Here is a 24,141-nt window from a genome sequence, read left to right as displayed (position 1 = left end):
CACTGACGGGTAGGCGGGAACGCCGTCCGGAGCGAGGGAGTTGGAGCGGGCATGTCAGCGTCGGTGTCGATGCCGCTGGGCGGCGTCCAGGTCGGGTCCTACGACAGCTACGAGCAGGCGCAGGCCGCGGTCGACTACCTCTCCGACGAGAAGTTCGCCGTCGAGAACGTCACGATCATCGGCTCCGACCTGCGCATGGTCGAGCGGGTGACCGGCCGGCTGTCGTGGGGCCGCGCGATCACCGCCGGTGCCGCCGGCGGTGCCTGGTGGGGTCTGTTCGTCGGTCTGCTGCTGGGGATCTTCGCCTCCGACGGCACCCAGTGGATCGGCTCGGTGATCGGCGGCCTGCTCATCGGCCTGGCCTTCGGCGCCGCGTTCGGCGCCATGGGGTACGCGGCCACGCGGGGACGGCGCGACTTCACCAGCACCAGCCAGATCGTGGCCGGCCGCTACGACGTCATGTGCAACCCGGCGCACGCCGAGGAGGCGCGCGCCATGCTGGCCCGCTTCTCCCTGCGGAACTAGAGGTCGAGTTCGGTCCGCTCCCCGATCGGCAGCCAGCGGAACCGGGAGCGGACCTCCGCAGGGGCGCCGGCGAGGTCGCGGTCGACGCCGTCCCGCCCCTGCGTGAAGTGGCTCCACCCCTCGTAGTGCACCGGGACGACGGTGCGCGCCCCCGTGAGCCGGCAGACCTCGACCGCCTCCCGGCCGGTCATCGAGTACCGCAGCGGCCCGGTGACCGGGAAGCGCACCCGGCCCAGGTGGACCACGGCGGTGTCGACCCGCAGCCGGTCGGCGACCTGGCGCAGGCCGTCGAACAGCACGGTGTCGCCGGAGATCCACAGCACGCCGTCGTCGCCGTTCCCGTCGTCGAGCCGCAGCGCGAAGCCGACGACGTCCCCCACGACGGGGCGGGACAGCGGTGGGCCGTGCCTCGCCGGGGTGGCCGTCACCTCCAGCGGGGGCCGCCCCTCGACCTCCAGCGTCGTCGACGCCCACGGGCGCAGGCCGCGCGCCCCGCCGCCGAGCCGCACGGCCCCCGGCGCCGTGGTGACGACGACCGGGACCGACGGCAGCAGCGCGCGGCCGGCGTCGTCGAGGTTGTCGGCGTGGTGGTCGTGGGTGAGCAGCACCGCGTCGACGGGCAGCAGCTCCTCCGGCGGCAGCGCCGGCCCGGTCACCTTGCGGGAGCTGCTGCCCCAGCCGAACGAGTACCGCCGTCCCGGCCGGTCGAAGGTCGGGTCGGTCAGCAGCCGCCAGCCGCCGTACTCGACGAGCAGGGTCGGCCCGCCGACGTGGGTCAGGCTCAGACCCACCCGGGTCCGGGTCACGACGCCCCGGCCACCTGCGGCCGCGTCGCGGTCGCGTGCGCGAGCGCCCACTCGAGCACCTCGTCGGCGATCGTCTGCCAGCCCTCCTGGGCCGGCAGCAGGTGCGCGTAGCCCGGGTACTCGCGGACCTCGGTGACCGTGCTGCCGTGGTAGTGCTTCGCGTTCGACCGCTGCACCGACGGCGGCATGATGTGGTCCTCGCCGCCGGAGACGAACAGCAGCGGCGGCCGCGCGTCGTTGCCGTAGTCGACGTGGGCGTCCTGCGGGCCCGGCATGAGGTTGGCCAGCACCGAGTTCCACAGGATCCGGCCCGAGGCCGGGATGTGGTAGCGCTCGTACAGCCGGCGGGAGCCCTCCTCGTCCCAGGTGTTGCAGAAGGCGTAGTGCCACTGCTCCTCGGTGAGCCCGACGGCGCGGTGCCGGTTGGCCGGGTTCTTCAGCACCGCCCAGGTCGAGCGGATCTGCGACAGCGGCGTCACCTTCACCCCCTCGGTCGGTGCCGAGTTGAGCACCACCCCGACGGCGCCGTGCCCGTGGTCGAGCAGCAGCTGGGTGATGGTGCCGCCGGCCGAGTGCCCGATCAGGACGGGCGGCTTCTCCAGGGCGCCGATGACGCCCTCCATGTGCTCGACGATCTGCGGCAGCGTGACCTCCGCGATCGGGGTGGGGTCGGCGTTGAGCGCCTCCACCTCGACCTCGAAGCCCGGGTAGGTGGGGGTGAGCACGCGGAAGCCGCGGCTCTCGTAGTGGGTCTTCCAGTCCTCCCAGCTGCGGGGGGTCACCCAGAACCCGTGGATCAGGACGATCGTGTCGGGGGCGGTCACGGCTGCGCTCCTCTCGGCGGCGGATGCGCGGCAGCCTGGCAGCGGGCTCCGGCCGCCGATGGCCTGTGCGTGCACGCCTCTGGTCCCTCCGTGCACGACCCGCGCGCCGTCCCGACCTGGACCTTCCGCCCGGCCGGACGGCGCTGACAGGCTCGGCCGCGCCACGGGGACGGCCGGTGAGGGACCGCTGATGCTGCTGCTCGACACCTCCGACGTCCCGCGGCGCGACCGCGCCGACGCGTTCGCCGGGGCGATGCAGGAGCTGGCCTCCGCCTGCCGGGTCGAGCACCGCGACCCGCAGGACGAGATGCGCATCCGGATGCAGCTGTGGCAGTACGGCGCCTCCGCGCTGCTGGCCACCGACGCGACGCGCTTCCGCCTCGTCCGCTCGGCCCGGCACGTGCGCATGGACGGCGCACCGGTCGTAGGCCTGTCCTTCCAGGCGCGGGGGCACGGCGAGTTCGCGCAGCACGGGCACGAGCAGCTGGTCCGCGACGACGACCTGATGCTCGTCGACATGGCCTCGCCGTACTCCTTCGGCTGCGCGATCGGCGGCGGTGCGCGGGTCTTCCTCGTCCCCGGCGAGGTGCTGGGCCTGCCCGAGGACGTCGTCCGGGCCGCGGCGCCGCGGCTGCGCGCCAGCCCGCTGCACGACCTCGTCCGCCGCCACCTCGAGGAGGTGGCCGCCGCGGCCGACCGCCTCTCCGCCGACCCCGGCGCGGCCGCCCTGGGGACCGCGACGGTGGAGCTGGTGCGGGCGCTGATCGTCTCGGCCGCCGGCGACGGCCGGCGGCTGGCCGCGGTCCGCCACGACTCGCTGCTGGCCCGCGTGCGGGCCTACGTCCGGCAGCGGCTGCACGACCCGGGCCTCACCGTCGAGGCGATCGCAGGCGCGCACAACGTGTCGGTCCGCCGGCTCTACCGCACCTGGGCCGAGGCCGGGCTCAGCCTCGAGCAGTGGATCATCGACCAGCGGCTGGAGGCGGCGCGGACGGCGCTGGTCTCACCGGCGGGGCTGCACCGGACGATCGCCGCCACGGCGCGGGCCTGCGGGTTCAGCGACCCCAGCCACTTCACCCGGCGGTTCCGGCGGGCCTACGGCGTCACCCCGCGCGAGTGGCAGCGGATGGCGACGGAGGACTAAGCGGTCCTCCGGCCGAGAGGGCACTCCGTGCACGGGACACGCGCGGACCCGCCGGAGCGGCGTGCACGGATTGCACTCCCGGCGTCCGGCGAGCACCTCAGCGCAGCCGGTCGAAGGCGACCGCGGCCGCGGCGGCCACCCCGAGGGAGTCGACGCCGTGCCGCATGGGGATCCGCGCCCGGACCCGCGCCGCCCGCTGGGCCTCCGCGGTGAGGCCCGGACCCTCCGCGCCGAGCAGCACCGCCGTGCGCGGGTGCTCGCGCGGGTCGAGCGCGGTCAGGTCGACGGCGTCCGCCGCCGGGGTGAGCGCGACGGTCAGGTAGCCGGCGTCGTGCAGCCGCTCCAGCCCGGCCGGCCAGTCGGGCAGCACGGCGAAGGGCAGCGCGAGCACGTGGCCCATCGACACCCGCACGGAACGGCGGTAGAGCGGGTCGGCGCAGCGCGGGTCGAGCAGCAGCCCGTCGATGCCCAGCGCGACCGCCGACCGGGCGATCGAGCCCAGGTTCTCGGCGTCGTTGAGCGCCTCGAGCACGGCCAGCCGGCGCGGCGCCGCCGGGTCCGGCCCCGCCAGCAGCGCGCCCAGGTCGGCCGGGGGACGACGGTCGGCCGAGGCCAGCACGCCGCGGGTCAGCCGGAAGCCGACGACGTCGCTGAGCAGCCACTTGTCCGCCTCGTAGGCGGGCACGTCGTCGGGCAGGCCGAGCTCGGCCACGCGGCCGGCCACACCGAACACCGCCCGCACGCGGTAGGGCGAGGCGAGCAGCCGCTGCACCGCCGGCACGCCCTCGACGATGACCGGCCCGGTCCCCCGCTGCGTGCCGGGCCGGCGGTCGCCGGCGACCAGGTCGCGGAAGTCGGCGACCCGCGGGTCGGCGGGGTCGGTGATCGGCGTCGGCACGCCGCCGATCCTCCGGCACGCCCTGGCGGCAGGGACCAAGGACTCCGTTGACGCCCGCGGAGAAACTCATCTAGCGTTGAGTTCATCAGCCGTTGAATTCTGCCGGAGGCGTCCATGGACAGCGCCGTCACCGTCACCGACCTCGTCGTCGACCGCGGGGGCCGCCCCGTGCTGAAGGGGCTCTCGTTCGCCGTCCCCACCGGGCAGGTGACGGGGCTGCTCGGCCCGAGCGGCAGCGGCAAGACGACCCTCATGCGCGCCGTCGTCGGCGTGCAGCGCATCCGCTCCGGCGAGGTGACCGTCCTCGGCGAGGCGGCCGGCTCGGCCGGGCTGCGCACCCGCGTCGGCTACGTCACCCAGTCGCCGAGCGTGTACCCCGACCTCACGGTGCGGGAGAACGTCCGCTACTTCGCCGCCCTCTACGGCATGGGCGCCCGCGAGGCCGACGCGGCCGTCCGCGACGTCGGGCTGACCGACGCGGCCGGCCAGCTCGTCCGCGACCTCTCCGGCGGCCAGACGGGCCGCGCCTCGCTGGCCTGCGCGCTCGTCGCCGCCCCCGAACTGCTGGTGCTCGACGAGCCCACGGTGGGGCTCGACCCCGTGCTGCGGGTCGAGCTGTGGGACCAGTTCCACGCCCTCGCCGCGGTCGGGACGACGCTGGTCGTCTCGAGCCACGTCATGGACGAGGCCGGCCGCTGCGACCGGCTGCTGCTGCTGCGCGACGGCGAGCTGCTCGCCGACGCCACGCCGGCCCGGCTGCGCGCCGAGTCCGGCACCGACGACCTCGAAGAGGCCTTCCTGACCCTCGTGCGCGACCGCCTGGAGGTGGGTGTGAGCGGACAGGGGCGCGAGCATCGCAGCGAGGAACGAGCGCGGAGCGGAGCGCCCCGCGGGAGCGGACAGGAGAGCCGGGCGTGAGCACCACCCTGACCCGCTCCGAGGTCCGCCCGGCGCCGTTCTCCCCGCGGCTGACCGGCGTCACCGCCGCCCGCGTGCTGCGCCAGCTGCGGCACGACCACCGCACCATCGCGATGCTGCTGGTGCTGCCCAGCCTGCTGCTCGGCCTGCTCTACCTGCTGTGGAAGGACGTGCCGGCGCTGCCGGGGCAGCCGGGGATCTTCGACCGGGTCGGCCTGACGATGCTCGGGATCTTCCCGTTCGTCGTGATGTTCCTGGTCACCAGCATCGCGATGCTGCGCGAGCGCACCAGCGGCACGCTCGAGCGGCTGCTCACCACCCCGCTCGCCCGGCTCGACCTGCTGCTGGGCTACGGCGCGGCGTTCGGCCTGGTGGCGGCCCTGCAGGCGGCGGTCACGGTCACCGTCGCCACCACGCTGTACGACCTCGACGTCGCCGGCTCGCTGTGGCTGGTGGGGCTCATCGCCGTCGTCGACGCGGTGCTCGGCGTCGCGCTCGGACTGCTGGCCAGCGCCTTCGCGCGCAGCGAGTTCCAGGCGGTGCAGTTCATGCCGATCGTCGTCCTCCCGCAGTTCTTCCTCTGCGGCCTGCTCGTCCCGCGCGCGCAGATGGCCGGGTGGCTGCAGGCGATCAGCGACGTCCTCCCGCTCACCTACGCGGTCGAGGCCCTGCAGGAGGTGGGACGCTCGGCGACGGAGACCGGCACGATGTGGCGGGACGTCCTGATCGTCGCCGGGGCCGCGCTCGTCGCGCTGGCCCTCGCGGCGGCCACCCTGCGGAGGAGGACCAGCTGAGCGCACCGCAGCGCCGCCCGCTCCGGCCCACCGGCCGGCGCCCGGGCAACTCCGGCACGCGGGAGGCGGTCCTGGCCGCCGCCCGCGCGCTGTTCGCGGAGAAGGGCTTCGACGGCGCCACGATCCGCGGCATCGCCGCCGTCGCGGGCGTGGACCCCGCCCTGGTCCACCACTACTTCGGCGGCAAGGACAAGCTCTTCCTCGCCGCGGTCGAGGCGCCGGCCGATCCCGACGAGCTGATCCCCGAGGTGCTCGCCGGCGGCCGCGAGGAGCTGGGCCGCAACCTCCTCACGATGTTCCTCCGGGTCTGGGACGGCCCCGCCCGCGCCGGCGGGCTGGCCCTGGTCCGGTCGGCCGTGGGCAGCGAGTGGACCGCCCGGCTGCTGCGGGAGTTCCTCGTCGCCCGGGTGCTGCGCCGCGTCGTCGGCACGCTGGGCTACTCCCCCGCCGAGCGCGACGCCCGCGGCGCCCTGGTGGGGTCGCAGCTGGTCGGCCTGGTCATGACCCGGTACGTGCTCAAGCTCGAGCCGATCGCGTCGGCGTCGCGGGACTCCCTGGTCGAGGCCTACGCGCCCACGCTGCAGCGCTACCTGACCGGCGACGTCGTCCTCCCGGGGGTGGGTCAGGGGCCTTCTGCGCCCGAAGCCCCCTAAGCTCCCGCCTCGATGAGTGGGCAGGAGGGGTTCCGGTTCACCGAGGACCCGTTGGCCGACCCCGTCTTCCGCGCCGCGGACGCGACGGCGCCCGACGGTCCCGCGGCCGTGTGCCGCGACGTCGTGAAGACCTACCGGACGGCGACGGAGTCGGTGACGGCCCTGGACGGCGTGACGCTGGCGATCCCGCGGGCGCGGGTGACGGTGGTGGTCGGGCCGTCGGGGTCGGGCAAGTCGTCGCTGCTGCGGCTGCTGGCGTGCGTGGACCGGCCCGACTCCGGCGAGGTGCGGGTGGCCGGGCAGCGGGTCGACGCGCTGCGCACCCGGGCCCGCCGCAAGCTGCGGCAACGCCAGGTCTCCTACCTCTTCCAGCGGCCCGGCGAGAACCTGCTGCCCTACCTCGACGCCGCCGGGCAGGTGCGGCTGGCCGCCCAGCTGCGCGGCGCGCGGGTGAGCGACGCCGACGTGCACGCGCTGCTCGACCGCCTCGGCCTGGGCGCCCGCGCCGACCACCGGCCGGCCCAGCTCTCCGGCGGCGAGCAGCAGCGGCTGGCGGTCGCCTGCGGCGTCGTGGGCGACCCCGCGCTCGTGGTGGCCGACGAGCCGACCGCCGAGCTGGACACCGCCGCCGCCGAGCGGGTGCTGGTCGCGATGGAGGAGCTCTCGGCGTCGGGGGTCGGGTTCGTCATCTCCTCGCACGACCCGCGCGTGATGGCCATCGCCGACGGCTTCGTCCGCCTCGACCACGGCCGGGTGGTGGCCGCGTGACCGGTTTCCGGGGCACGGCGCTGCGCAAGAGCTTCCACCGGGGCAGCGAGTCGGTGCACGCGCTCGACGGCGTCGACCTCGGGGTGGCCGGCGGCGAGCTGGTGGCGCTGGTCGGCCCGTCCGGGTCGGGCAAGAGCACGCTGCTGGCCCTGCTGTGCGGCTGGGAGAGCGCCGACTCGGGCACCCTGACCTACGGTGGCGCGCTGGCCGACCGGCCGCCGGCGACGCTGGGCTGGCCGGAGCTGGCGCTGGTGCCGCAGGCGCTGGGCCTGGTGCCCGACCTGTCGCTGGCCGACAACGTCCTCCTGCCCGCGCGGCTGCGCGGCGGGACCGCCGACGCGACCGAGCGGGCCGGGCAGCTGCTGGCCGACTTCGGCATCGCCCACCTGGCCGACCGCTACCCGCACCAGGCGTCGCTCGGCGAGCAGCAGCGGGTCGCGGTCGCCCGGGCGCTGCTGCTGCGCCCCGCCGTCCTGCTCGCCGACGAACCCACCGCCCACCAGGACCGCGGGCACGCCGACGCCCTGCTCGACGCGCTCACCGCCCAGGCCCGCGACGGCTCGGCGGTGCTCGTCGCCACCCACGACGAGATCGCGTGGGCCCGCGCCGACCGGGTGCTGTCGATGCGCGACGGCCGGCTCACCGAGGGGGCGCCGGCATGAGCCGCCCGCCGCTGTGGCGGCTGCCCCCGTGGTCGCGCGCGCCGTGGCTCGGGCTGCGCTCCCCCGCCGCCGTCGTCGCCGTCCTGGTGACGACGGCGATCCTGGCCTGCGCGGTCGCCTCCGCGCCGCTGTTCCTCTCCTCCGCCCGCTCGGCCGCGCTGCAGGAGCAGCTGGCCCCGCAGTGCGCCGAGGCCTCCTGGCCGCAGATCGGCGCGGCCGTCGGCTTCGGCGAGCCGGCCGACGCCGCCGGTGTCGCCGAGTTCGTCGACGGCTACCGCCAGGCCTGGGCCGACCTCGGCCACTCCAGCGAGCGGGTGCTCCTGGTGACGCGGGCGGTCGGCTCGGCGGGCAACTTCCAGAACGGCATGATCGTCCGCGACCCCGCCGGCGAGCGGCTGACGCAGCCGGCGAACGTCATCTGGCGGCCCGACATCACCCAGCACGTCGAGGCCGTCGAGGCCTCCGACGCCCGCGGGGTGTGGCTGCCCGCCTCCTACGCCGAGGCCGCCCGGGCCTCGGTGGGCGACACGATCACCATGGGCAGCCTCGCGGTGCCGGTCGCGGGCATCTACACCGACCTGTTCGAGACCGACCCCGGCGCCTACTGGTGCGACTACGGCGAGCTGTACCTCAACCTCACCTCGGCCAACGTGCCGCCGCCGGCGCTGGTGCTCACCAGCGACGAGGAGACCTTCGACCAGCTGGCCGCGGCCGCGGGCGCGGTGGTCGTGCGCGAGCAGGTGCCGGTGGACGCCGAGACGCTGTCGACGGCCGACGCGCGGCGGTGGATCGAGCGGCAGGACCGCGCGCAGGCGGCCACGCCCTCCGCCGACCCCGAGAACTCGGAGGTCAACCAGGAGCTGCCCGAGGCCCTCGCCCGCGCCGAGACGATCGAGCGCGGGCTGCAGGGCCCGGTGCTGCCGGTCGCGGTGGCCGGCGGGCTGCTGGCGCTGGTGCTGGTCGCGTCGGCGGGCAGCTTCTGGGCCGACCGCCGGGCCAACGAGGTGCGCCTGCTCGCCGCCCGCGGCGTCGGGCCCGGTCCGCTGGCGGGCAAGGCGGCGCTGGAGCTGGGGCTGCCCGCGCTCGCCGGCGCGGCGCTCGGCTGGGGGGTCGCCCGGCTGCTCATCGCCGGCCTGGGCCCGGCCGACGAGCTCGACCCCGCGGCGACCACGACCGCGCTCTGGGCCGGCGTCGCGGCGTTCGTCGTCGGCCTGGCGTGCGCCGCGGTCGTCGCCGGGCTGCGCGCCCGCGGCACCGCCGAGCGCCCGCTGGGGGCCGCGCCGCGCTGGCCGGCGGCCGTGCCGTGGGAGCTGGCGCTGCTGGCCGCCGCCGCCTGGTGCTGGGTGCTGCTGGAGGGCCGCGACGCGATCGTCGCCGACGGCGGCGTCGCGCAGGTCAACGGCCTGCTGGTGGCGTTCCCGCTGCTCGGCCTCGCCGGCGCGGCCGTGCTGCTGACGCGGCTGCTCACCCGGCTGCTCCCCGCGCTGCGCCGGTCCGCGGCCCGCCGCTCCCCCGCCGTCTACCTCGCCGTGAACCGGCTGGCCGCGGCCCGGCTGGCCACCGCCACGCTGCTGGTCGCGGTCACCCTGCCGGTCGCCGTCCTCGGCTACACCGCGACGCTGACCTCCAGCGCCCAGGCGACGCTGGACGCGAAGGTCGGCGTGCAGATCGGCGCGGAGCGCTCCGTCGTCACCGTCACCCGGCTGCCGCGCGACGGCGCCACGTCGGCCGTGGGCACGGTGGTCGACCGGTACAACGGCACCGCCGCGACGCCCGACGGCGAACGGGTCGACGTCCAGGTGCTGGCGGTCGACCCGGCCACGTTCGCCCGCTCCGCCTTCTGGGAGGACAGCTTCGCCGACGCGTCGCTGGACGACCTGGTGGCGGCGCTGTCCGGGCCGGAGGTCGACGGCCGCGTGCCGGTGGTCGCCGCGGGCCTGCCCGAGGGGGACGCCGGCCTGCGGATCGGCACCAGCGAGGTGCCCGCCGAGGTGGTGGACACCGCCCGCGTCCTGCCCGGGCGGCGGGCGGCGGTGCCGCTGCTGCTCGTCTCCGCCGAGCGGCTGCCCGAGATCCCGCGCGCGGCGGGCGCCGACCGCGTCTCGGAGCTGTGGACCGACGCGCCGCGCGCCGAGGCGGTCGACGCCGCGATCGCGGGAGGAGCCATCAGCCCGCGGGTGGTCGAGCCGGACGACGTCTTCACCACCGCCAACTTCCTCGGCATCACGTGGACGTTCGGCTACCTGTCGGCGCTGGCCGTCTTCGTCGGGGTGATCGCCGTCGGCGGGCTGCTGCTCTACCTGGAGGCGCGCAGCCGCACCCGGGTCTCGGGCTACGTGATGGCCCGCCGGCTGGGGCTGTCCGAGGCCGCGCACCTGCGCTCGCTGGTCGTCGAGCTGGGCGGCGTCGCCGTGGCCGGCCTGGTGCTGGGCTCGGCGCTCGCGGCGGTCGCGGTGGCCGTCGTCTACCGGCGGCTCGACGTCGACCTGCTCCGGCCGCCCACGCCGCTGCTCGACGTCCCCTGGCTGGCGGTGGGCCTCACCGGGCTGGCCGCGGTGGTCGTCGCCGTCCTGGCCGCGCTGTACGCCCAGCGGGCCGCCGACCGCGCCGACCCCGCCAGCGTCCTGCGCGAGGACGCCTGAACGACGTGATCATGGCGCCCCGACCAGCGATCTGCCGGTCCGCGCGGTCGGGGGCGCCATGATCGCGGGGGGTCAGCGCGGGCGCGGGGCGCGGGCGAGCTGGCGGCTCTGCGCGACCAGGCGGCCGGTGGAGTCCCAGATGCGGTAGTCCTCGTCGAGCCAGCCGCCGGCGATCTCCGACGCCCGCGCCTCGGCCAGGCACCACCCCGGCGCCGGCAGGGCGCGCACCAGCACCTGCAGCTGCACCGTCGGCGCCCAGCCGTACCGCCCGATGCCCCAGGTGGTGGGCGGCAGGACGTCGGCGAAGAGCACCAGCGAGAACGGGTCGGGCTCGCTGCCGTCGGCCAGCCGCACCCACGCCCGCATGAGCGGCTCCCCCGAGGGCCGGCCCTGCGCCCAGCCCGCGGTGGCCGGGTCCAGCCGGGTGAGCACCCGCTGGCGCAGGCCCACCTCCAGCGTCGGCCGGCCGGCGATGGCCATGAAGGCGTCGTGCGGCAGGCACTCCTCGGCCGGCGGGACGTCCGGCGGCGCGTCGGCGTGGTCGGGCTCGTCGTCGCCGAGGGTCGCCGTCGTCGCCTGGACGGCGAGGGTCGGCCCGTCGGCGGTGGCCAGGACGACGGTGGAGTGCGCCAGCGTGCGCCCGGCCGGACCCGGCGTGACGGTGAGCGACGCCGGCCCCGGACCGGTGGCGCGCAGGTAGCTGGCCGCCAGCGCCACCGGGTGCGGGTGCGGGCTGTCGAGCACCGCCGCCCGCGCCGCTGTCGCCAGCAGGTAGCCGCCGTTGAGGATGCCGCCGCCCACGTCCCACCCCGGGTCGAGCTGCGCCACCAGCCCGCCGCCCTCGGCGCGGGTCACGGTCGTGGCGGCGTCGAAGTCGCTCTGCGGCACGTCGACCAGGGTGCCAGGGTGGGCGGCATGCGTTACACGCACCTGGGCCGCAGCGGCCTGTCGGTCTCCCGGCTGTGCCTGGGCACCATGAACTTCGGCTGGCAGACCGCCGAGGAGGACAGCCACGCCATCATGGACCGGGCCCTGCAGGAGGGGATCAACTTCTTCGACACGGCCAACGTCTACGGCTTCTCCGAGGGCAAGGGCCGCACCGAGGAGGTGCTCGGCACCTGGTTCGCCCAGGGCGGCGAGCGCCGGGAGAAGACCGTGCTGGCCACCAAGGTGTACGGCTCGATGAGCGACTGGCCGAACGACACCTTCCTGTCGGCCCGCAACATCACCCGCGCCTGCGAGGCGTCGCTGCGCCGGCTGCAGACCGACTGGATCGACCTCTACCAGTTCCACCACGTCGACCTGCGCACGCCGTGGGAGGAGATCTGGCAGGCCTGCGAGACGCTCGTCGCCCAGGGCAAGGTGCTCTACGTCGGCTCGTCCAACCACGCCGGCTGGCAGCTCGCCGCGGCCAACGAGGCCGCCGCCCGCCGGCACTTCCAGGGCCTGGTCAGCGAGCAGTCCATCTACAACCTGCTCACCCGGCAGATCGAGCTCGAGGTGATCCCCGCCGCCCAGCACTACGGGGTGGGCATCATCCCGTGGAGCCCCTTGCACGGCGGCCTGCTCGCCGGGGCGCTGGAGAAGTCGGAGGGCCAGCGCCGCCACGAGGGCCGCGCCAAGCAGGACCTCGAGGAGAACCGCGCCGCGCTCGAGCAGTACGAGCAGCTCTGCCGGGAGCTCGGCGAGAGCCCGGCCGACGTCGGCCTGGCCTGGTTGCTGCACCAGCCGGCGGTGACCGCGCCGATCGTCGGCCCGCGCACGATGGCGCACCTGGAGGGCTCGCTGCACGCCCTCGACGTCGTCCTGGACGACGACGCGCTCGTGCGGCTCGACGAGATCTTCCCCGGCTACAAGCCCGCCCCCGTGGACTACGCCTGGTGACTTCCGCTTTCGGCGCCGAAAGCGGGGGTCAGCCCACCGGCCAGGTGGCGACGGTCTCGTAGCGGGGTGCGGGGCCGAGGTGGCTGCGCAGCAGGAGCACCTCGGTCACCGGCCACGCCGGCCCCTCGTACCCGGCCAGCCGGTCGGTCAGCGAGCCGTCGGCCGGCCGGCCCGGCCGCCAGCGGCCGAGGGTCAGGTGCGGCTTGTAGGGCCGCTCCTCGACCGCCAGCCGCAGCGACCGGGCCACACCGGCCAGCCGTCCGGCCAGCGCGGTCAGCGCCGGGACGTCGCCGTCCAGCCCGGCCCAGGCCACCTGCGGACGGCGTCGCGTGCCGAACCGCCCGCCCCCGGCCAGCCGCAACGTCATCGCGGGCGCGCAGGCGACCGCGCCCCCCGCCGCCTCGACGAGCGCGGGCACCTTGCGGGCCGGCACGTCGCCCAGGAACAGCAGGGTGAGGTGCCAGCGCTCCGGCGCGGTCCACCGCGGCTCCCCCGGCGCGCCGCGCAACGGCTCGAGGGCGGCCACGAGGTGGGCGCGTGCCTCCGGGGAGGGGTCGACGGCGAAGAAGAGCCGGGGGTCGGCGGAGGTCAGCCCCGCACCACCAGACCGGCACCCTCCAGGGCGGCCAGCAGGCGCAGCCGCTCGATGTCGCGGGCCATGCCGACCGGGGTGTCCGGCAGCGTGTGCGGCACCTCCAGCGCCTCGGCCGCCTCGGTCAGCACCGCGTCGTAGGCCGACCAGAGCGCGCGCCAGCGCACCAGCGGCGCGCCGGCCGGCACGAGGGCGAGCTGCCGCGAGAGGCGGCGCAGGTCGGCCGCGACCACCTGCAGCGGACGGCGCGTCGGCTGCGGCGTGCGCTGCGCCCGGTTGCCGCGCACCACGTACCGACGACGACGGCGCTCGGGGCGCTCCCGGCGGCCGCGGAAGACGTAGCGGTCGAGCAGCGGGAGTTCGAACCAGAACAGCACGAGGAGCGCGACGACCCCGAGGGGCAGGAGGACGGCGGACACGGTCGCTCCCCGGTACGGCTCGAGAGACTTGCGGGACACGGTACTCCGCCCACCCCCGGCGCGGGGGTGGACAGCGGCGGCCGCGGAGCGCTGGGATGCGCCGCATGAGCACCCGCACCAGCCCGTGGCCGGCCGGCATGCCGTGCTGGGCAGACCTCACCGTGCCCGACGTCCCGGCCGCCACCGCGTTCTACGGCGCCGTCCTCGGGTGGTCGTTCGACGAGCCGTCCGCGGAGTTCGGCGGGTACGTGATCGGCCAGGTCGGGGGCGCCGCCGCCGCGGGCGTCGGACCGCAGCAGCAGCCCGGGGTCCCGCCCGCCTGGACGCTGTACCTGGCCAGCGACGACGTCGACGCGACCGCCGCCGCGATCACGGCCGCCGGCGGCACCCTGCTGCTCCCGCCGGGCGACGTCGGACCGCTCGGGCGGCTGTGCGTGGCGGCCGACCCCTCCGGCGCGGTCTTCGGCGTGTGGGAGCACGGGACGCACATCGGCGCCGGCGTCGTGAACGAGCCCGGCGCGCTGAGCTGGGACGACCTGCGCTCCACCGACCCCACCGCGGCGACCGCCTTCTACGCCACCGTCTTCGGTTGGACGACGCAGCCGCTGGAGATGGCCGGCCCGGACTACGCCCTGTTCCACCGGCCGGGCGACCCGGCGCCGATGGGCGGCATCGGCGGCATGATGGGCGCTCCCGAGGGGACGCCGTCGCACTGGCTGGTGTACTTCGGCGACGCCGACGCCGCGGTCGCCTCGGCGGAGCGGGCCGGCGGCGCCGTCCTGGCCCGGCCCTTCGACACGCCGTACGGGCGGATGGCGGCGCTCGCCGATCCCGCAGGCGCCGCCTTCTGGATCGCGCGGACCGACGCCGCGCAGATGCCCGACCGGGGTGGGTGAGCGCTCAGCCGCCGCCGGTGGCGGCCTCCTCCGCGGCCCGCAGCGGCGGGGACGCCACGGCCGCGGCGCCCCGCGGCGGGCTCACGTGGAGCTGCAGGCTCGGCGGGGCGACGTGCGCCTCCAGCCGGACCCGGCGGCCGCGGGCGAGGTGCAGGCCGGCCGCGGCGCCCGCCACGGCCACGACGACCCCGCCGACGACCAGGCCCCACGGGGCGCCCAGGTGCTCGGCGATCCAGCCGATCAGCGGCGCCCCGACCGGGGTGCCGCCCATGAAGCACATGAAGTACAGCGCCATGACGCGGCCGCGCACCGCCGGGTCGGCGCCCAGTTGCACGTAGCTGTTCGCCGCCACGCTGAACACCAGCGCCGAGGCACCGGTGGGCACGAGCAGGGCGGCGAACGACGCGTAGGTCGGCATCAGGCCCGAGACGACGGTGAGCAGGCCGAAGACGATCGAGGAGATCACCAGGAACCGCTGCCGCGGGCGGGTGCTGCGCCGGGTGGACAGCAGCGCCCCCGACAGCGACCCGACGGCGAACGCGGTGGACAGCAGGCCGAAGTCCTGCGCGCCGAGCCCGAACTGCTCGCGGGCCATGAGCGCGATGGTGACCTGGTAGTTGAAGCCGAAGGTGCCGACGACGAACACCAGGGCCATGGCCAGCACGAGGTCGCGGTGCGCCGCGGTGTAGCGCAGTCCCTCCCGCAGCTGCCCCTTCGCGCGCCCGGTCGGCGTGCTGCGGCGCAGCTCCCCGCCGCGCATGACCACCAGGGCGGCGATGGTGAACGCGAAGCTCGCCGCGTTGACGAAGAACGCCGGCGCGGTGTCGCCGCCGGACGCGCCGATGAGCACGCCGGCCACCGCCGGGCCGACGAGCCGGGCGCCGTTGAAGATCGTGGAGTTGAGGCTGACCGCGTTGGGCAGCAGCTCCGGGCCCACCATCTCGGACACGAACGCCTGGCGGACGGGTGCGTCGATCGCCGAGACGGCGCCGAGCAGCAGGGCCAGGACGAAGACGTGCCACAGCGCGATGCCGTCGGTGGCGACCAGCAGGCCGAGCGCGAGCGCCAGCACGCCCATGAGGGCCTGCGTCACCAGCAGCACCCGGCGCTTGTCGTAGCGGTCGCCGAGCACCCCGCCGTACATGCTCAGCAGCAGCGACGGGCCGAACTGGAGGGCGGTGACCAGGCCGAGCGCGATGCCGCTGTCGCCGGAGAGCTGCAGCACCAGCCAGTCCTGGCCGATGCGCTGCATCCAGGTGCCGGTGTTGCTGACCAGGTTCGCCGAGGCGAACAGCCGGTAGTTGCGGACCCGGAGGGAGCGGAACATCCCGGTCCCCCGCCCGCGCGGTCGGTCAGCGCTCGTCCACCTCACCCACTGGCCAGCTTGTCCATGATCACCGCGGCCTCGCGCAGCACGTCCCGCTCCTCGGCGGTCAGCTGCTGCAGCTGCCCGGACAGCCACGCCTCGCGGGCCCGCGCCTCGCTCGCGAGCAGCTCGTCGGCCGCCGGGGTGAGCCCGATGACGACCTGGCGGCCGTCGGTGGGGTGCGGCGTCCGGGTGACCAGGCCCATACCCTCCAGCGCCACGACGACACGGGTCATGGACGGCGGCTGCACGCGCTCGTGCGCGGCGAGCTCGCCCGGGCTCATCGGCCCGTGCCGCTTGAGGGTGGAGAGCGCGGCCAGGTGGGTGAGCGTGACCGACGTGTCGACGCGCTGGTTGCGCAGCCGCCGGGAGAACCGCATGACGGCCAGCCGCAGGTCGTGGGCGAGCGCTGCGGTGTCCAGCGTCGTCCGACTCACGGTCTTTAGCCTAACTCAGGAAAGTCCGAAGAGCTGCTGCAGCGGTTCGAGGGCGAAGTAGACCAGGAACAGCGCCGCGATCACCCACATCAGCGGGTGCACGTCGCGCCGCCGGCCGACGGCGACGCGCAGCAGCACGTAGCTGATGACGCCGGCGCCGATGCCGTTGGTGATCGAGTACGTGAACGGCATCAGGGCGATCGTGAGGAACGCCGGGATGACCAGGGAGAGGTCGTCCCAGACCAGGTGCCGCAGCTGGCTGATCATCAGCGCGCCGACGACGACCAGCGCCGGCGCGGCGGCCTCGGAGGGGACGACCTGCACGAGCGGGCTGAAGAACGTGGCGATGAGGAACAGCACGCCGGTCGCGATGCTGGCCAGCCCCGTGCGGGCGCCGTCGGCGACGCCCGAGGCGCTCTCGATGTACGTCGTGTTGGACGAGACGCTGGCCGCGCCGCCGGCCGCGGCGGCGAGCGAGTCGACCAGCAGGACCGGCTGCGACTTGGGCAGGTTGCGGTCCTCGTCGAGCAGGTTGCCCTCGGCGCCCACGGCGGTGACGGTGCCGACGGTGTCGAAGAAGTCGGCGATCATGATCGAGAAGACGATCAGCAGCGCGGCGATGACGCCGATGCGCTCGAACCCGCCGAAGAGCGAGAACTGGCCGATCAGGGACAGGTCGGGGGTGCCGACCACCTGGTCGGGCAGCTCGGGCACCTGCAGCGCCCAGCCGCGGTCGTTGACGGCGCCGTCCTCGCCGAAGCGCGGCCCGATCCCGGCGACGGCCTCGATGACGATCGCCAGCACGGTCGCCACCACGATGCCGATCAGCAGCGCGCCCTTGACGCGGCGGACGACGAGGACGGCGGTGAGCAGCAGGCCGACGACGAAGACCAGCAGCGGCCAGCCGGCGAGCTGGCCGTTGATGCCGAAGCTGATCAGCGGGTTGCCGGGGCGGATGACGCCCGCGTCGGCCAGCCCGATGATCGTCAGGAAGAAGCCGATGCCGACCGCGATCGCCGTCTTGAGCTGCGCGGGGATGGCCTCGAAGACGGCCTTCCGGAACCCGGTGAGCACCAGCACGGTGATCAGCAGGCCCTCGAGGACGACCAGGCCCATGATCTCGGGCCAGGTGAGCTGGGTCGCCGCGTAGACCGCGACGACGGCGTTGATCCCCAGGCCCGTGGCGAGCGCGAAGGGGTACCGGCCGACGACGCCCATGAGGATCGTCATCACGCCGGCGACGAGCGCCGTGACCGCGGCGACCGCCCCGAACGGCAGCGTGTTCCCGTTCACGTCGGCGCCGGACAGGATGATCGGGTTGAGCACCACGATGTAGGCCATCGTGAAGAAGGTCGTCAGCCCGCCCCGCAGCTCGCGGCCCACGGTGGAGCGGCGCGCGCTGATCTCGAAGAAGCGGTCGAGCCCGTTCTTCGGCCTGGCCCGTGGGCCCTCGCTGCGCCGCGGCGCCCTCGCCGTCCCGGCGACGACGTCCGCGGGGGTGCCCTCGTCGGCGTTCGAGGCGCTGGCACCCCGGGTCGGGCGGGACTTCTCGGCCATGGACGTACTCCTGGAGGCTGGGGACGAGCGGCGACAGCGTGCCACACGGGCCGCCCCCTGCCGCGCACGCCGGCCCGGAGGGCCTAGGGTGCGCCCGTGTCCGGTCCCCAGAAGCAGGCCCCGCCGCCGCTCCGGGTCGACACGGTCCGCGTGGTGCTCGCCGGGACGGCGCTGTGGGCGCTGGCGCTCGTCGTGCTGCTGCTGCTCGGCGACCGGGTCGACCGCATGTGGACCTGGACCTGCATCGCCGGCATCGGCCTGGCCTTCATCGGCCTCGGCATCATGCGCTGGCAGGGCCAGTGGGGGCGCAGGGACTGAGCGCTCGGCGCAGCTGGGGGACGGCACCCGGCCGCGGTGCCGGCCGGTGGGCCGACGGTGTCACAGCACGTCGAAGTCGGCGGTGTCGTAGCGGGCGCTGGTGACGACCTCGGTCACGTCGACCGGGACGAGCGTGGCCTGGCTGTGCGCGCCGCAGCCGTAGTCGACGGTGACGACGCGGCCGTCGGCCGGCGAGTAGGCGTTGCCGCAGGCGCCGAGCCGGCCGCGCAGGGAGCCCGCGAGCGGGAGCCAGAAGCCGCAGGTGCCGCACGGTCCGGGCGCGTGCCGCGCCATCGGTGACCGCGGCCCGAAGTCGCCGGCCGCCCAGCGCGACGCCGCCTCGCTGCGGCCCTCGGCGGACATGACCCGCTCCCGCCCCAGCCCGAGCTCGGCCGCCACCGCCTGGGCCTCGGGGTCGGCGGCGGCGTCGTCCTCCACGGCGTAGGCGGGCACGAGGCGCGGGTCGTCCTCGGTGGAGGGCAGCACGTCGCCGACGGAGAGGTCGCCGGGGCGCAGCCGCTCGTGCCACGGCACCCACGCCGGGGCGAGCAGGGCGGAGTCGCCGGGCAGCAGCACGACCTCGTCGACGGTCACCTCGGGCGAGCCGGGGACCCGGGCGAGGGTGACGGCCCAGTGCCACCCGGCGTAGCCGGGCAGCCGGCTGGCGAAGGAGTGGGTGACGACCTCGCCCAGCAGCTCGGGGTCGCCGGGGTCGGGCGTCTCCCGGACGGCGCCGAGGTGCTCCCCCACCAGCTGCGGGTCGCCGGCGGTCTCGGCGGCCACGCTGCGGGCGCGCTCGACCGCGGTCAGCAGCACGTCCTCGGCGGAGGAGTCGGTCGGGGAGGAGTCGGGCACGCAGCCATTGTCCCTGACGCGCCCCGGGGATCGTCGTCCGACGCCTCGGCCGGTCGCGGTGGGGGATCACCGCCGGGGCCCGGCGTCGTGGGGCACGATGGGAACGTGCCCTCGAACCGCCCCTCCGGCCCGCGTCGGCGCGGCGGCCTGCGCCGACGCGACGAGGGCGAGCCGGTGGAGCGGATGGACACCACGCCGCTGCCGCTGCCGCAGTGGGCGACCCAGCAGGGACCGCCCGCCGGGTGGGCGGGCGACGGATCGGTCCCGGCCGGTCCCCCGCCCGGTCCCCCGGGCTACGGGTACCCGCCCCCGGGCTACGGGTACCCGCCCCCGGGCTACGCGGCCGGCCCGCCCCCGGGCTACGCGGCGGGCCCACCTCCCGCACACGTCGCCGGACCGCCGCCGGACGCTTACGCGGCCGGCGGGTTCGGGGGCGCTCCCCCGCCGTCGCCGACGGTGCCCGACGCCGCGCTCCCGCCGCCGCCCCGCGCGACGGTCACCCGCGTCGCCGCCGCCCGCACCAGGGAGCTGACCGGCGCGGCCGTGCGCCGGGTGCAGGCGGCCAGCCGGGCCGACGGCGCCGCCGAGAGCGGGCTCACCCAGCTGCTGTGGGTCAACGCCCTGCACATGGCCGGCGACGCGATGATCGCCGTCTCCCTGGCCGGCACCCTGTTCTTCGCCGCGACCACCGATGCGCAGCGCGGCAACGTCGCGCTCTACCTGCTGGTGACGATGGCGCCGTTCGCCGTCCTGGCCCCGGTCATCGGCCCGGTGCTCGACCGGCTGCAGACCGGGCGCCGGTGGGCGATCGCGGCGAGCGCGCTGGGCCGCGCGCTGCTGGCGCTGGTCATGGCCCGGCACTTCGACGACTTCTGGCTCTACCCGGCGGCGCTCGGCGTCCTCGTGCTGTCCAAGGCGCACAACGTGCTGCGCGCGGCCGTGGTCCCCCGGGTGCTGCCGGCGCAGATGTCGCTCACCTCGGCCAACGCCCGCCAGTCGGTGTTCGGGCTGGTCACGGCCGGTGTCTTCGGCGGCATCGCGGCCGGCCTCGCGCACCTGTTCGGGTTCGAGATCGAGCTGTGGGTCACCGCGGTCGTCTTCGCGGTGGGCTGCGTGCTCGCCTTCCGGCTGCCCAAGCACGTCGACGTCCCCACCGGCGAGCAGCAGGCCGACGTCCTCACCACCGGGCCGGTCACCCCCGGCCGGCGCAAGCGCCCCGTCAGCCCGCACGTCGTGCTCGGGCTGCGCGCCAACGCGGCGCTGCGGTTCCTCGGCGGGTTCCTCACGATCTTCTCGGCGTTCCTCGTCCAGGGCACCGTCGACGGCGGCTGGCCGGCGACGCTGGCCCTCGGCGGGATCGCCGCGGCGGCCGGCGCGGGCAGCGTCCTGGGCACCGGCATCGGCTCGCGGCTGCACGCGGTCGACCCCGACCGGCTGGTGCTCATCTCCGCCGGCATCGCCGCCGCCGTCACCGCGGTCGCCGCCTTCTTCTTCACCCTGCCGATGGCCGCCCTCGTCGCCGGCGTCGCCGCGGTGACCAACGCCCTCGGCAAGGTCGCGCTCGACGCGATCATCCAGCGCGAGGTGCCCGAGTCGCTGCGCGCGTCGGCCTTCGCCCGCTCCGAGACCTGGCTGCAGCTGTCCTGGGTGTTCGGCGGGGCGATCGGCATCGCGCTCCCGCCGATCGGCTGGCTCGGCTTCACCGTCGCGGCGGCCCTGCTGGTGATCGCGGTCGGGCTGCTGCTGTGGACCCTGCAGCGGGGCCGCTCGGCGCGGCAGCCGGTGTCCCCCGAGGCCGCCACCACGCCCCTGGGCGAGCAGTGGAGCTGAGGCGCACCACGGCGGCCGGCACCCTGCTCCTCGCACTGCTCGCCGGCTGCGGATCCGACGAGGCCGCAGCGCCGCCCGGCGTCAGCGTGGCCGTCGGCGGCCAGGAGGTCGACCTGCGGCCGACCCAGTACTGCCAGGACGGCGACGGCCAGCGCTACGCCGACGTCGTCCCGCCGATCATCGAGGTCGCCCCCGACGCCCGGATCACCCTCACCGTGCCCGACGACGTCGCCGAGCAGGGCTGGGCCGTGCAGGTCTTCGACGAGCAGCTCCAGGAGAAGCTCGGCGAGGTGGCCGTCGACGAGGGCGAGGCCGTCTTCGACGAGATCACCAGCTCCGACGTCGTCCCCGCCGCGTTCTACCTGGTGGTCGTGGAGGACAAGGGCGGGCCGTGCGGGGCGTTCTCGGGCGCCTGGCCGGTCGGCTTCATCCGCGCCGGCGGCGAGGCGGCCGGCAGCACCAGCGCCCCCGCCGGCTGACGGGAGCTCAGGACTCCAGGTCGGTCGCGACCGCCCGCAGCACCGCCGCGACCTTGCGCGACTCGGCGCGGTCGGGGTGGCGGCCCCGGCGCAGGCTGTTCGAGACGTCGTCGAGGAGCTTGATCAGGTCCTCGATGATCGGCACCAGCTCGTCGGGCTTCTTGCGGGACGCCGCCGCGTGCGTCGCGGCGACCGACGGCAGCGGGTCGAGGACGCGCACCTGCAGCGCCTGGTCGCCCCGCCGTCCGGCGACGATGCCGAACTCGACCCGCTGGCCGGGCTTCAGCTCGGTGGTGCCCGTCGGCAGGGCGTCCTTGTGCACGAAGACGTCCGGCCCGTCCTCACGGGAGAGGAAGCCGAACCCCTTGTCGGGGTTGAACCACTTGACTCTTCCGGTGGGCACGGTGGGATCCCTCGGTCACTCGCTGGCGGTCCGGCCCGGGGGGCCGGCGGACGGCGCTCCTCGGCCGCAGCCACCAGGTTAGTCGCCGCGTCCGCGCGCCCGGCCGCCGCGCCCGCCGCCTCCCCGTCGCGGGCCGCGCGCTAGGACCACCGGGCCTGGTCGACCGCCGCCTGCTCGCGGTCGGCCGCGGCCGCGAGGCGGTCGTCGTGCGCGGCGGCCCGGTCCTCGGCCGCGGCCCGCCGGTCGCGCTCCGCGGCTGCGCGGTCGGCGGCGTCGGCGGCCCGGTCGGCGAGGGCCCGCCGGTGGTCGTCGTCCGCCTGCTCCCGCACGGTCGCCCGCACCTCCCGGTCGATGGCCGCCTGCTCGGTCTCGGCGTCCGGGTCGACCGGCGCCTGCTCCGCCGCGGACGCGCTGTCCCGTGCCCGGCGGAGGCGTTCCTCGGCGGCGTCGTGGCGCTGCTCGGCGTCCTGGTCGCGCTGCTCGGCCTCGCGGTCCCGCCGGTCCGCCGCCTGGTCGCGCACCCAGCCGGCCTGGTGGTCGATCGGCACCGTGCCTCCGTTCGAGTCCCCGGCCGCGCAGGGGCTGCGGCACGGGGCAGCCCCTCCGGGCCGTGTGCTCGAACCGTCAGGGCCTGACCGGCGTCCGGACGCCGGCTGGCGCGAACGCTACTCCGCGTCGCCGGGCTCGATGATCCCCAGCCGCTCCAGCAGGACGAGGAAGACGACGGCGAAGTCGTTCTCGGTGACCCCGCGGCGGACGGCGTCCCAGTCGACCTGCTCGCGCATGGCGCGGGCGACCGGGATGATCCGGCCGAAGTCGCAGTAGTGCTCGTCGAGCGCCATCAGCTTGGTGGTGAGGATGTCGGTGGCCGCGAGCACCGGCATGTGCACCGACAGCACGGACAGCTCCTCGGCCCGGTCGATGAGGTCTGTCTCGACCGGGTGGCCGCACGTGCGCCAGAGGACGTCGACGAAGGCGTGCTCGCCGACCACCTTGGTGAGCCAGTCCTCCGCCGGCGGGACGACGTTCAGACCGGCGTCGGCCAGCGCCTTGGCCGCGCGCTCGGAGTCGACCTCGGGCACGAGGAAGTCGGCGTCGTGGTCGGGCTCCGGGGCGCCGCGCACCCAGGCGGCGTACCCGCCGCACAGCGCGAAGGGGACGCCCTCCTGCTTGAGCGCGACGGCCGTTCGCTTGAGAAGGTCGCGGATCTCGTCCCGCTCCGATGGCTCCACAGCAGACCTGCTACCCGCTCTCCCCCACTGCACGCACCGTGTTCCCCGACGCCGATCCGGGGAACTGCCGAGTCGTGCGCATCGCGACCTTCAACATCCTGCACGGGCGCTCCTTGGAGGACGGGCAGGTCGACTGCGACCGCCTCGCCGACGCGGTCAAGACCCTCGACGCCGACGTGCTCGGCCTCCAGGAGGTCGACCGCGACCAGCCCCGCTCGCTGAACGCCGACCTCACCGCGGTCGCGGCCGAGGCGATGGGCGCCGTCGACTCGCAGTTCGTGGCCGCCCTGTCGGGCACGCCCGGCGGCATCTGGACCGCCGCGACCGGCGACGAGCAGCCGGGGTCGGCGAGCTACGGCATCGCCCTGCTGTCCCGGCTGCCGGTGGTGTCGTGGCGGGTGGTGCGGCTGCCGGCGCTGCGCGCCCGCGTGCCCATGTGGTTCAAGGGACGGCGCCGCCCGATCATGGTCAGCGACGAGCCCCGGGTGGCGGTCGCCGCCGTCCTGGAGGGGCCGCGGGGGCAGCTCACGGTGGCCAACACCCACCTGTCGTTCATGCCGGGCTGGAACGCGCTGCAGCTGCGCCGGCTGGTGCGGTCGCTGGAGGGCACCCGCGAGCCGCTGGTCGTGATCGGCGACCTCAACATGGAGCAGCGGCAGGCCGCGGCGGTCAGCGGGATGCGCCCGATCGCGACGGCGGACACCTTCCCGGCGGACGGTCCGCGCCGCCAGCTCGACCACGTCCTGGTGCGCGGACCGGGGCGGGGGAACGGCCCCGCCACCGCGCTGCGGCTGCCCCTGTCGGACCACCGTGCGCTGGTCGTGGATGTCGACGCCGGGTAACAGGCACCGGTCGCGCCGCCCGGCCGCGGGGTGGATCATGACGGCATGGCCCGATGGTTCAGCCTGGCAGCCGCCGCGGTCCGCCTCATCGGCGGTGTCATCGGGGCGGTGATCCTCGTGCACGCCGTGTTCGTGCTGTTCGGGGCGAACCCGGCCAACACGCTGGTGCAGTTCACGACGGACTGGCGGGACAACTTCGGCTGGTTCACCGAGGACCTGTTCACCACGACCGACCCGAAGTTCGGCGAGGCGATCAACGACGCGCTGGCCGCGCTGATCTACGTGGTCCTGGGCAACCTGGTCTCGAAGCTGATCGTCCGGCTGGCCCCCGCGCAGAAGCCCGCCAAGTCGTCGTCCTGACGTGCTCCATCGCGATCGGGCACGGGTGCTCGATCGC

At 75.7% G+C, this 24,141-nt stretch carries 28 protein-coding genes; 15 read left to right on the top strand and 13 right to left on the bottom strand.

The window, feature by feature from the left end; genetic code table 11:
• Positions 1–51 precede the first annotated feature (51 nt).
• Positions 52–525: a general stress protein gene (locus tag ACI8AF_RS20775; protein WP_456541652.1), complete on the top strand. Its 474-nt coding sequence runs from the start codon at positions 52–54 to the stop codon at positions 523–525.
• Here ACI8AF_RS20775 and ACI8AF_RS20770 read toward each other — a convergent pair.
• Together ACI8AF_RS20770 and ACI8AF_RS20765 are read right to left on the bottom strand one after the other, a co-directional pair.
• On the bottom strand, positions 522–1,331 hold the full coding sequence (locus tag ACI8AF_RS20770) for an MBL fold metallo-hydrolase (RefSeq protein WP_456541651.1): 810 nt from the start codon (positions 1,329–1,331) through the stop codon (positions 522–524). The genes ACI8AF_RS20775 and ACI8AF_RS20770 overlap by 4 nt on opposite strands.
• The gene (locus tag ACI8AF_RS20765) at positions 1,328–2,155 is read right to left on the bottom strand and encodes an alpha/beta hydrolase (RefSeq protein ID WP_456541650.1); all 828 of its coding nucleotides are present in this window, start codon (positions 2,153–2,155) and stop codon (positions 1,328–1,330) included. The genes ACI8AF_RS20770 and ACI8AF_RS20765 overlap by 4 nt, the downstream gene beginning before the upstream one ends.
• A 190-nt stretch (positions 2,156–2,345) precedes the next feature.
• Here ACI8AF_RS20765 and ACI8AF_RS20760 point away from each other — a divergent pair, with 190 nt between their 5' ends.
• Positions 2,346–3,299: a helix-turn-helix domain-containing protein gene (locus ACI8AF_RS20760; RefSeq protein ID WP_456541649.1), complete on the top strand. Its 954-nt coding sequence runs from the start codon at positions 2,346–2,348 to the stop codon at positions 3,297–3,299.
• A 97-nt stretch (positions 3,300–3,396) separates the two neighbouring features.
• On the opposite strand, the gene ACI8AF_RS20755 is transcribed toward ACI8AF_RS20760, so the two are convergent.
• The gene (locus tag ACI8AF_RS20755) at positions 3,397–4,197 is read right to left on the bottom strand and encodes a TrmH family RNA methyltransferase (RefSeq protein WP_456541648.1); all 801 of its coding nucleotides are present in this window, start codon (positions 4,195–4,197) and stop codon (positions 3,397–3,399) included.
• A gap of 114 nt (positions 4,198–4,311) precedes the next feature.
• Here ACI8AF_RS20755 and ACI8AF_RS20750 point away from each other — a divergent pair, with 114 nt between their 5' ends.
• From ACI8AF_RS20750 to ACI8AF_RS20725, 6 genes are read left to right on the top strand one after another with little or no spacing between them, the layout of a single operon-like run.
• Positions 4,312–5,115, top strand: coding sequence for an ABC transporter ATP-binding protein (locus ACI8AF_RS20750; RefSeq protein WP_456541647.1), 804 nt, complete (start codon positions 4,312–4,314; stop codon positions 5,113–5,115).
• Entirely contained in the window at positions 5,112–5,909 is a 798-nt protein-coding gene (locus ACI8AF_RS20745) for an ABC transporter permease (RefSeq protein WP_456541646.1), read from the top strand. The genes ACI8AF_RS20750 and ACI8AF_RS20745 overlap by 4 nt, the downstream gene beginning before the upstream one ends.
• Complete coding sequence (locus ACI8AF_RS20740) at positions 5,825–6,562, top strand: TetR/AcrR family transcriptional regulator (protein WP_456541645.1); 738 nt, start codon at positions 5,825–5,827, stop codon at positions 6,560–6,562. The genes ACI8AF_RS20745 and ACI8AF_RS20740 overlap by 85 nt, the downstream gene beginning before the upstream one ends.
• A gap of 12 nt (positions 6,563–6,574) precedes the next feature.
• A complete protein-coding gene (locus tag ACI8AF_RS20735; protein WP_456541644.1) occupies positions 6,575–7,330 on the top strand; it encodes an ABC transporter ATP-binding protein in 756 nt (251 codons plus the stop codon).
• A complete protein-coding gene (locus ACI8AF_RS20730) occupies positions 7,327–7,992 on the top strand; it encodes an ABC transporter ATP-binding protein (RefSeq protein WP_456541643.1) in 666 nt (221 codons plus the stop codon). Before ACI8AF_RS20735 ends, ACI8AF_RS20730 begins: the two co-directional genes overlap by 4 nt.
• On the top strand, positions 7,989–10,634 hold the full coding sequence (locus ACI8AF_RS20725; protein WP_456541642.1) for a hypothetical protein: 2,646 nt from the start codon (positions 7,989–7,991) through the stop codon (positions 10,632–10,634). Before ACI8AF_RS20730 ends, ACI8AF_RS20725 begins: the two co-directional genes overlap by 4 nt.
• Positions 10,635–10,706: 72 nt before the next feature.
• Here the strand turns inward: ACI8AF_RS20725 and ACI8AF_RS20720 are convergent, their stop codons facing one another.
• A complete protein-coding gene (locus ACI8AF_RS20720; protein WP_456541641.1) occupies positions 10,707–11,522 on the bottom strand; it encodes a thioesterase family protein in 816 nt (271 codons plus the stop codon).
• A 27-nt stretch (positions 11,523–11,549) separates the two neighbouring features.
• Here ACI8AF_RS20720 and ACI8AF_RS20715 point away from each other — a divergent pair, with 27 nt between their 5' ends.
• The gene (locus tag ACI8AF_RS20715) at positions 11,550–12,518 is read left to right on the top strand and encodes an aldo/keto reductase (RefSeq protein ID WP_456541640.1); all 969 of its coding nucleotides are present in this window, start codon (positions 11,550–11,552) and stop codon (positions 12,516–12,518) included.
• 28 nt (positions 12,519–12,546) lie between these two features.
• Here the strand turns inward: ACI8AF_RS20715 and thpR are convergent, their stop codons facing one another.
• Together thpR and ACI8AF_RS20705 are read right to left on the bottom strand one after the other, a co-directional pair.
• Positions 12,547–13,110 carry an RNA 2',3'-cyclic phosphodiesterase gene (gene thpR, locus ACI8AF_RS20710; RefSeq protein WP_456541658.1) on the bottom strand — a complete coding sequence of 188 codons (564 nt, stop codon included), beginning with the start codon at positions 13,108–13,110 and terminating at the stop codon, positions 12,547–12,549.
• Positions 13,107–13,529, bottom strand: a complete 423-nt coding sequence (locus tag ACI8AF_RS20705) for a hypothetical protein (protein ID WP_456541639.1) — start codon at positions 13,527–13,529, stop codon at positions 13,107–13,109. The genes thpR and ACI8AF_RS20705 overlap by 4 nt, the downstream gene beginning before the upstream one ends.
• Positions 13,530–13,633: 104 nt before the next feature.
• Between ACI8AF_RS20705 and ACI8AF_RS20700 the strand changes: the two genes are divergently transcribed.
• The gene (locus ACI8AF_RS20700; RefSeq protein WP_456541638.1) at positions 13,634–14,425 is read left to right on the top strand and encodes a VOC family protein; all 792 of its coding nucleotides are present in this window, start codon (positions 13,634–13,636) and stop codon (positions 14,423–14,425) included.
• A 4-nt stretch (positions 14,426–14,429) separates the two neighbouring features.
• Here the strand turns inward: ACI8AF_RS20700 and ACI8AF_RS20695 are convergent, their stop codons facing one another.
• Genes ACI8AF_RS20695 through ACI8AF_RS20685 form a run of 3 tightly spaced genes read right to left on the bottom strand, consistent with a single transcriptional unit; the run spans position 14,430 to position 17,785 of the window.
• A complete protein-coding gene (locus tag ACI8AF_RS20695) occupies positions 14,430–15,752 on the bottom strand; it encodes an MFS transporter (protein ID WP_456541637.1) in 1,323 nt (440 codons plus the stop codon).
• A gap of 41 nt (positions 15,753–15,793) precedes the next feature.
• Positions 15,794–16,228, bottom strand: a complete 435-nt coding sequence (locus tag ACI8AF_RS20690) for a MarR family winged helix-turn-helix transcriptional regulator (RefSeq protein ID WP_456541636.1) — start codon at positions 16,226–16,228, stop codon at positions 15,794–15,796.
• A gap of 15 nt (positions 16,229–16,243) precedes the next feature.
• On the bottom strand, positions 16,244–17,785 hold the full coding sequence (locus ACI8AF_RS20685; RefSeq protein WP_456541635.1) for an NCS2 family permease: 1,542 nt from the start codon (positions 17,783–17,785) through the stop codon (positions 16,244–16,246).
• A gap of 96 nt (positions 17,786–17,881) precedes the next feature.
• On the opposite strand from ACI8AF_RS20685, the gene ACI8AF_RS20680 reads away from it, so the two are divergent.
• Entirely contained in the window at positions 17,882–18,103 is a 222-nt protein-coding gene (locus ACI8AF_RS20680) for a DUF2530 domain-containing protein (RefSeq protein WP_456541634.1), read from the top strand.
• A 60-nt stretch (positions 18,104–18,163) separates the two neighbouring features.
• On the opposite strand, the gene ACI8AF_RS20675 is transcribed toward ACI8AF_RS20680, so the two are convergent.
• Positions 18,164–18,958 (bottom strand): DUF3027 domain-containing protein, encoded by a 795-nt coding sequence (locus ACI8AF_RS20675; RefSeq protein ID WP_456541633.1) that lies wholly within the window; start codon positions 18,956–18,958, stop codon positions 18,164–18,166.
• A 105-nt stretch (positions 18,959–19,063) separates the two neighbouring features.
• Here ACI8AF_RS20675 and ACI8AF_RS20670 point away from each other — a divergent pair, with 105 nt between their 5' ends.
• Both ACI8AF_RS20670 and ACI8AF_RS20665 read left to right on the top strand, forming a co-directional pair.
• Complete coding sequence (locus tag ACI8AF_RS20670) at positions 19,064–20,788, top strand: MFS transporter (RefSeq protein WP_456541632.1); 1,725 nt, start codon at positions 19,064–19,066, stop codon at positions 20,786–20,788.
• Positions 20,779–21,267: a DUF2771 family protein gene (locus tag ACI8AF_RS20665; RefSeq protein ID WP_456541631.1), complete on the top strand. Its 489-nt coding sequence runs from the start codon at positions 20,779–20,781 to the stop codon at positions 21,265–21,267. Before ACI8AF_RS20670 ends, ACI8AF_RS20665 begins: the two co-directional genes overlap by 10 nt.
• 7 nt (positions 21,268–21,274) lie before the next feature.
• On the opposite strand, the gene ACI8AF_RS20660 is transcribed toward ACI8AF_RS20665, so the two are convergent.
• The 3 genes from ACI8AF_RS20660 to ACI8AF_RS20650 all read right to left on the bottom strand — a co-directional run bounded on the left by ACI8AF_RS20660 (position 21,275) and on the right by ACI8AF_RS20650 (position 22,902).
• Complete coding sequence (locus ACI8AF_RS20660) at positions 21,275–21,670, bottom strand: cold-shock protein (protein ID WP_456541630.1); 396 nt, start codon at positions 21,668–21,670, stop codon at positions 21,275–21,277.
• 140 nt (positions 21,671–21,810) lie between these two features.
• Positions 21,811–22,218, bottom strand: coding sequence for a hypothetical protein (locus tag ACI8AF_RS20655; RefSeq protein WP_456541629.1), 408 nt, complete (start codon positions 22,216–22,218; stop codon positions 21,811–21,813).
• A 117-nt stretch (positions 22,219–22,335) separates the two neighbouring features.
• Positions 22,336–22,902, bottom strand: coding sequence for a hypothetical protein (locus ACI8AF_RS20650; protein WP_456541628.1), 567 nt, complete (start codon positions 22,900–22,902; stop codon positions 22,336–22,338).
• Between the two features lie 74 nt (positions 22,903–22,976).
• Here ACI8AF_RS20650 and ACI8AF_RS20645 point away from each other — a divergent pair, with 74 nt between their 5' ends.
• On the top strand, positions 22,977–23,744 hold the full coding sequence (locus ACI8AF_RS20645; protein ID WP_456541627.1) for an endonuclease/exonuclease/phosphatase family protein: 768 nt from the start codon (positions 22,977–22,979) through the stop codon (positions 23,742–23,744).
• A gap of 45 nt (positions 23,745–23,789) precedes the next feature.
• On the top strand, positions 23,790–24,104 hold the full coding sequence (locus ACI8AF_RS20640) for a hypothetical protein (protein ID WP_456541626.1): 315 nt from the start codon (positions 23,790–23,792) through the stop codon (positions 24,102–24,104).
• Positions 24,105–24,141 lie beyond the last annotated feature (37 nt).

This window comes from Blastococcus sp. SYSU D00669 (genome assembly GCF_054050715.1).
The sequence above is the reverse complement of the archived record's forward strand: the minus strand, read 5'-3'. Positions and strand labels throughout refer to the sequence as shown.

Excerpts from the sequence above, each read along its gene's own strand:
- ACI8AF_RS20775 (WP_456541652.1), top strand. The coding sequence starts at position 52 with ATGTCAGCGTCGGTGTCGATGCCGCTGGGCGGCGTCCAGGTCGGGTCC.
- ACI8AF_RS20760 (WP_456541649.1), top strand. The coding sequence starts at position 2,346 with ATGCTGCTGCTCGACACCTCCGACGTCCCGCGGCGCGACCGCGCCGAC.
- ACI8AF_RS20750 (WP_456541647.1), top strand. The coding sequence starts at position 4,312 with ATGGACAGCGCCGTCACCGTCACCGACCTCGTCGTCGACCGCGGGGGC.
- ACI8AF_RS20735 (WP_456541644.1), top strand. The coding sequence starts at position 6,575 with ATGAGTGGGCAGGAGGGGTTCCGGTTCACCGAGGACCCGTTGGCCGAC.
- ACI8AF_RS20725 (WP_456541642.1), top strand. The coding sequence starts at position 7,989 with ATGAGCCGCCCGCCGCTGTGGCGGCTGCCCCCGTGGTCGCGCGCGCCG.
- ACI8AF_RS20715 (WP_456541640.1), top strand. The coding sequence starts at position 11,550 with ATGCGTTACACGCACCTGGGCCGCAGCGGCCTGTCGGTCTCCCGGCTG.
- ACI8AF_RS20700 (WP_456541638.1), top strand. The coding sequence starts at position 13,634 with ATGAGCACCCGCACCAGCCCGTGGCCGGCCGGCATGCCGTGCTGGGCA.
- ACI8AF_RS20695 (WP_456541637.1), bottom strand. The coding sequence starts at position 15,752 with ATGTTCCGCTCCCTCCGGGTCCGCAACTACCGGCTGTTCGCCTCGGCG.
- ACI8AF_RS20685 (WP_456541635.1), bottom strand. The coding sequence starts at position 17,785 with ATGGCCGAGAAGTCCCGCCCGACCCGGGGTGCCAGCGCCTCGAACGCC.
- ACI8AF_RS20640 (WP_456541626.1), top strand. The coding sequence starts at position 23,790 with ATGGCCCGATGGTTCAGCCTGGCAGCCGCCGCGGTCCGCCTCATCGGC.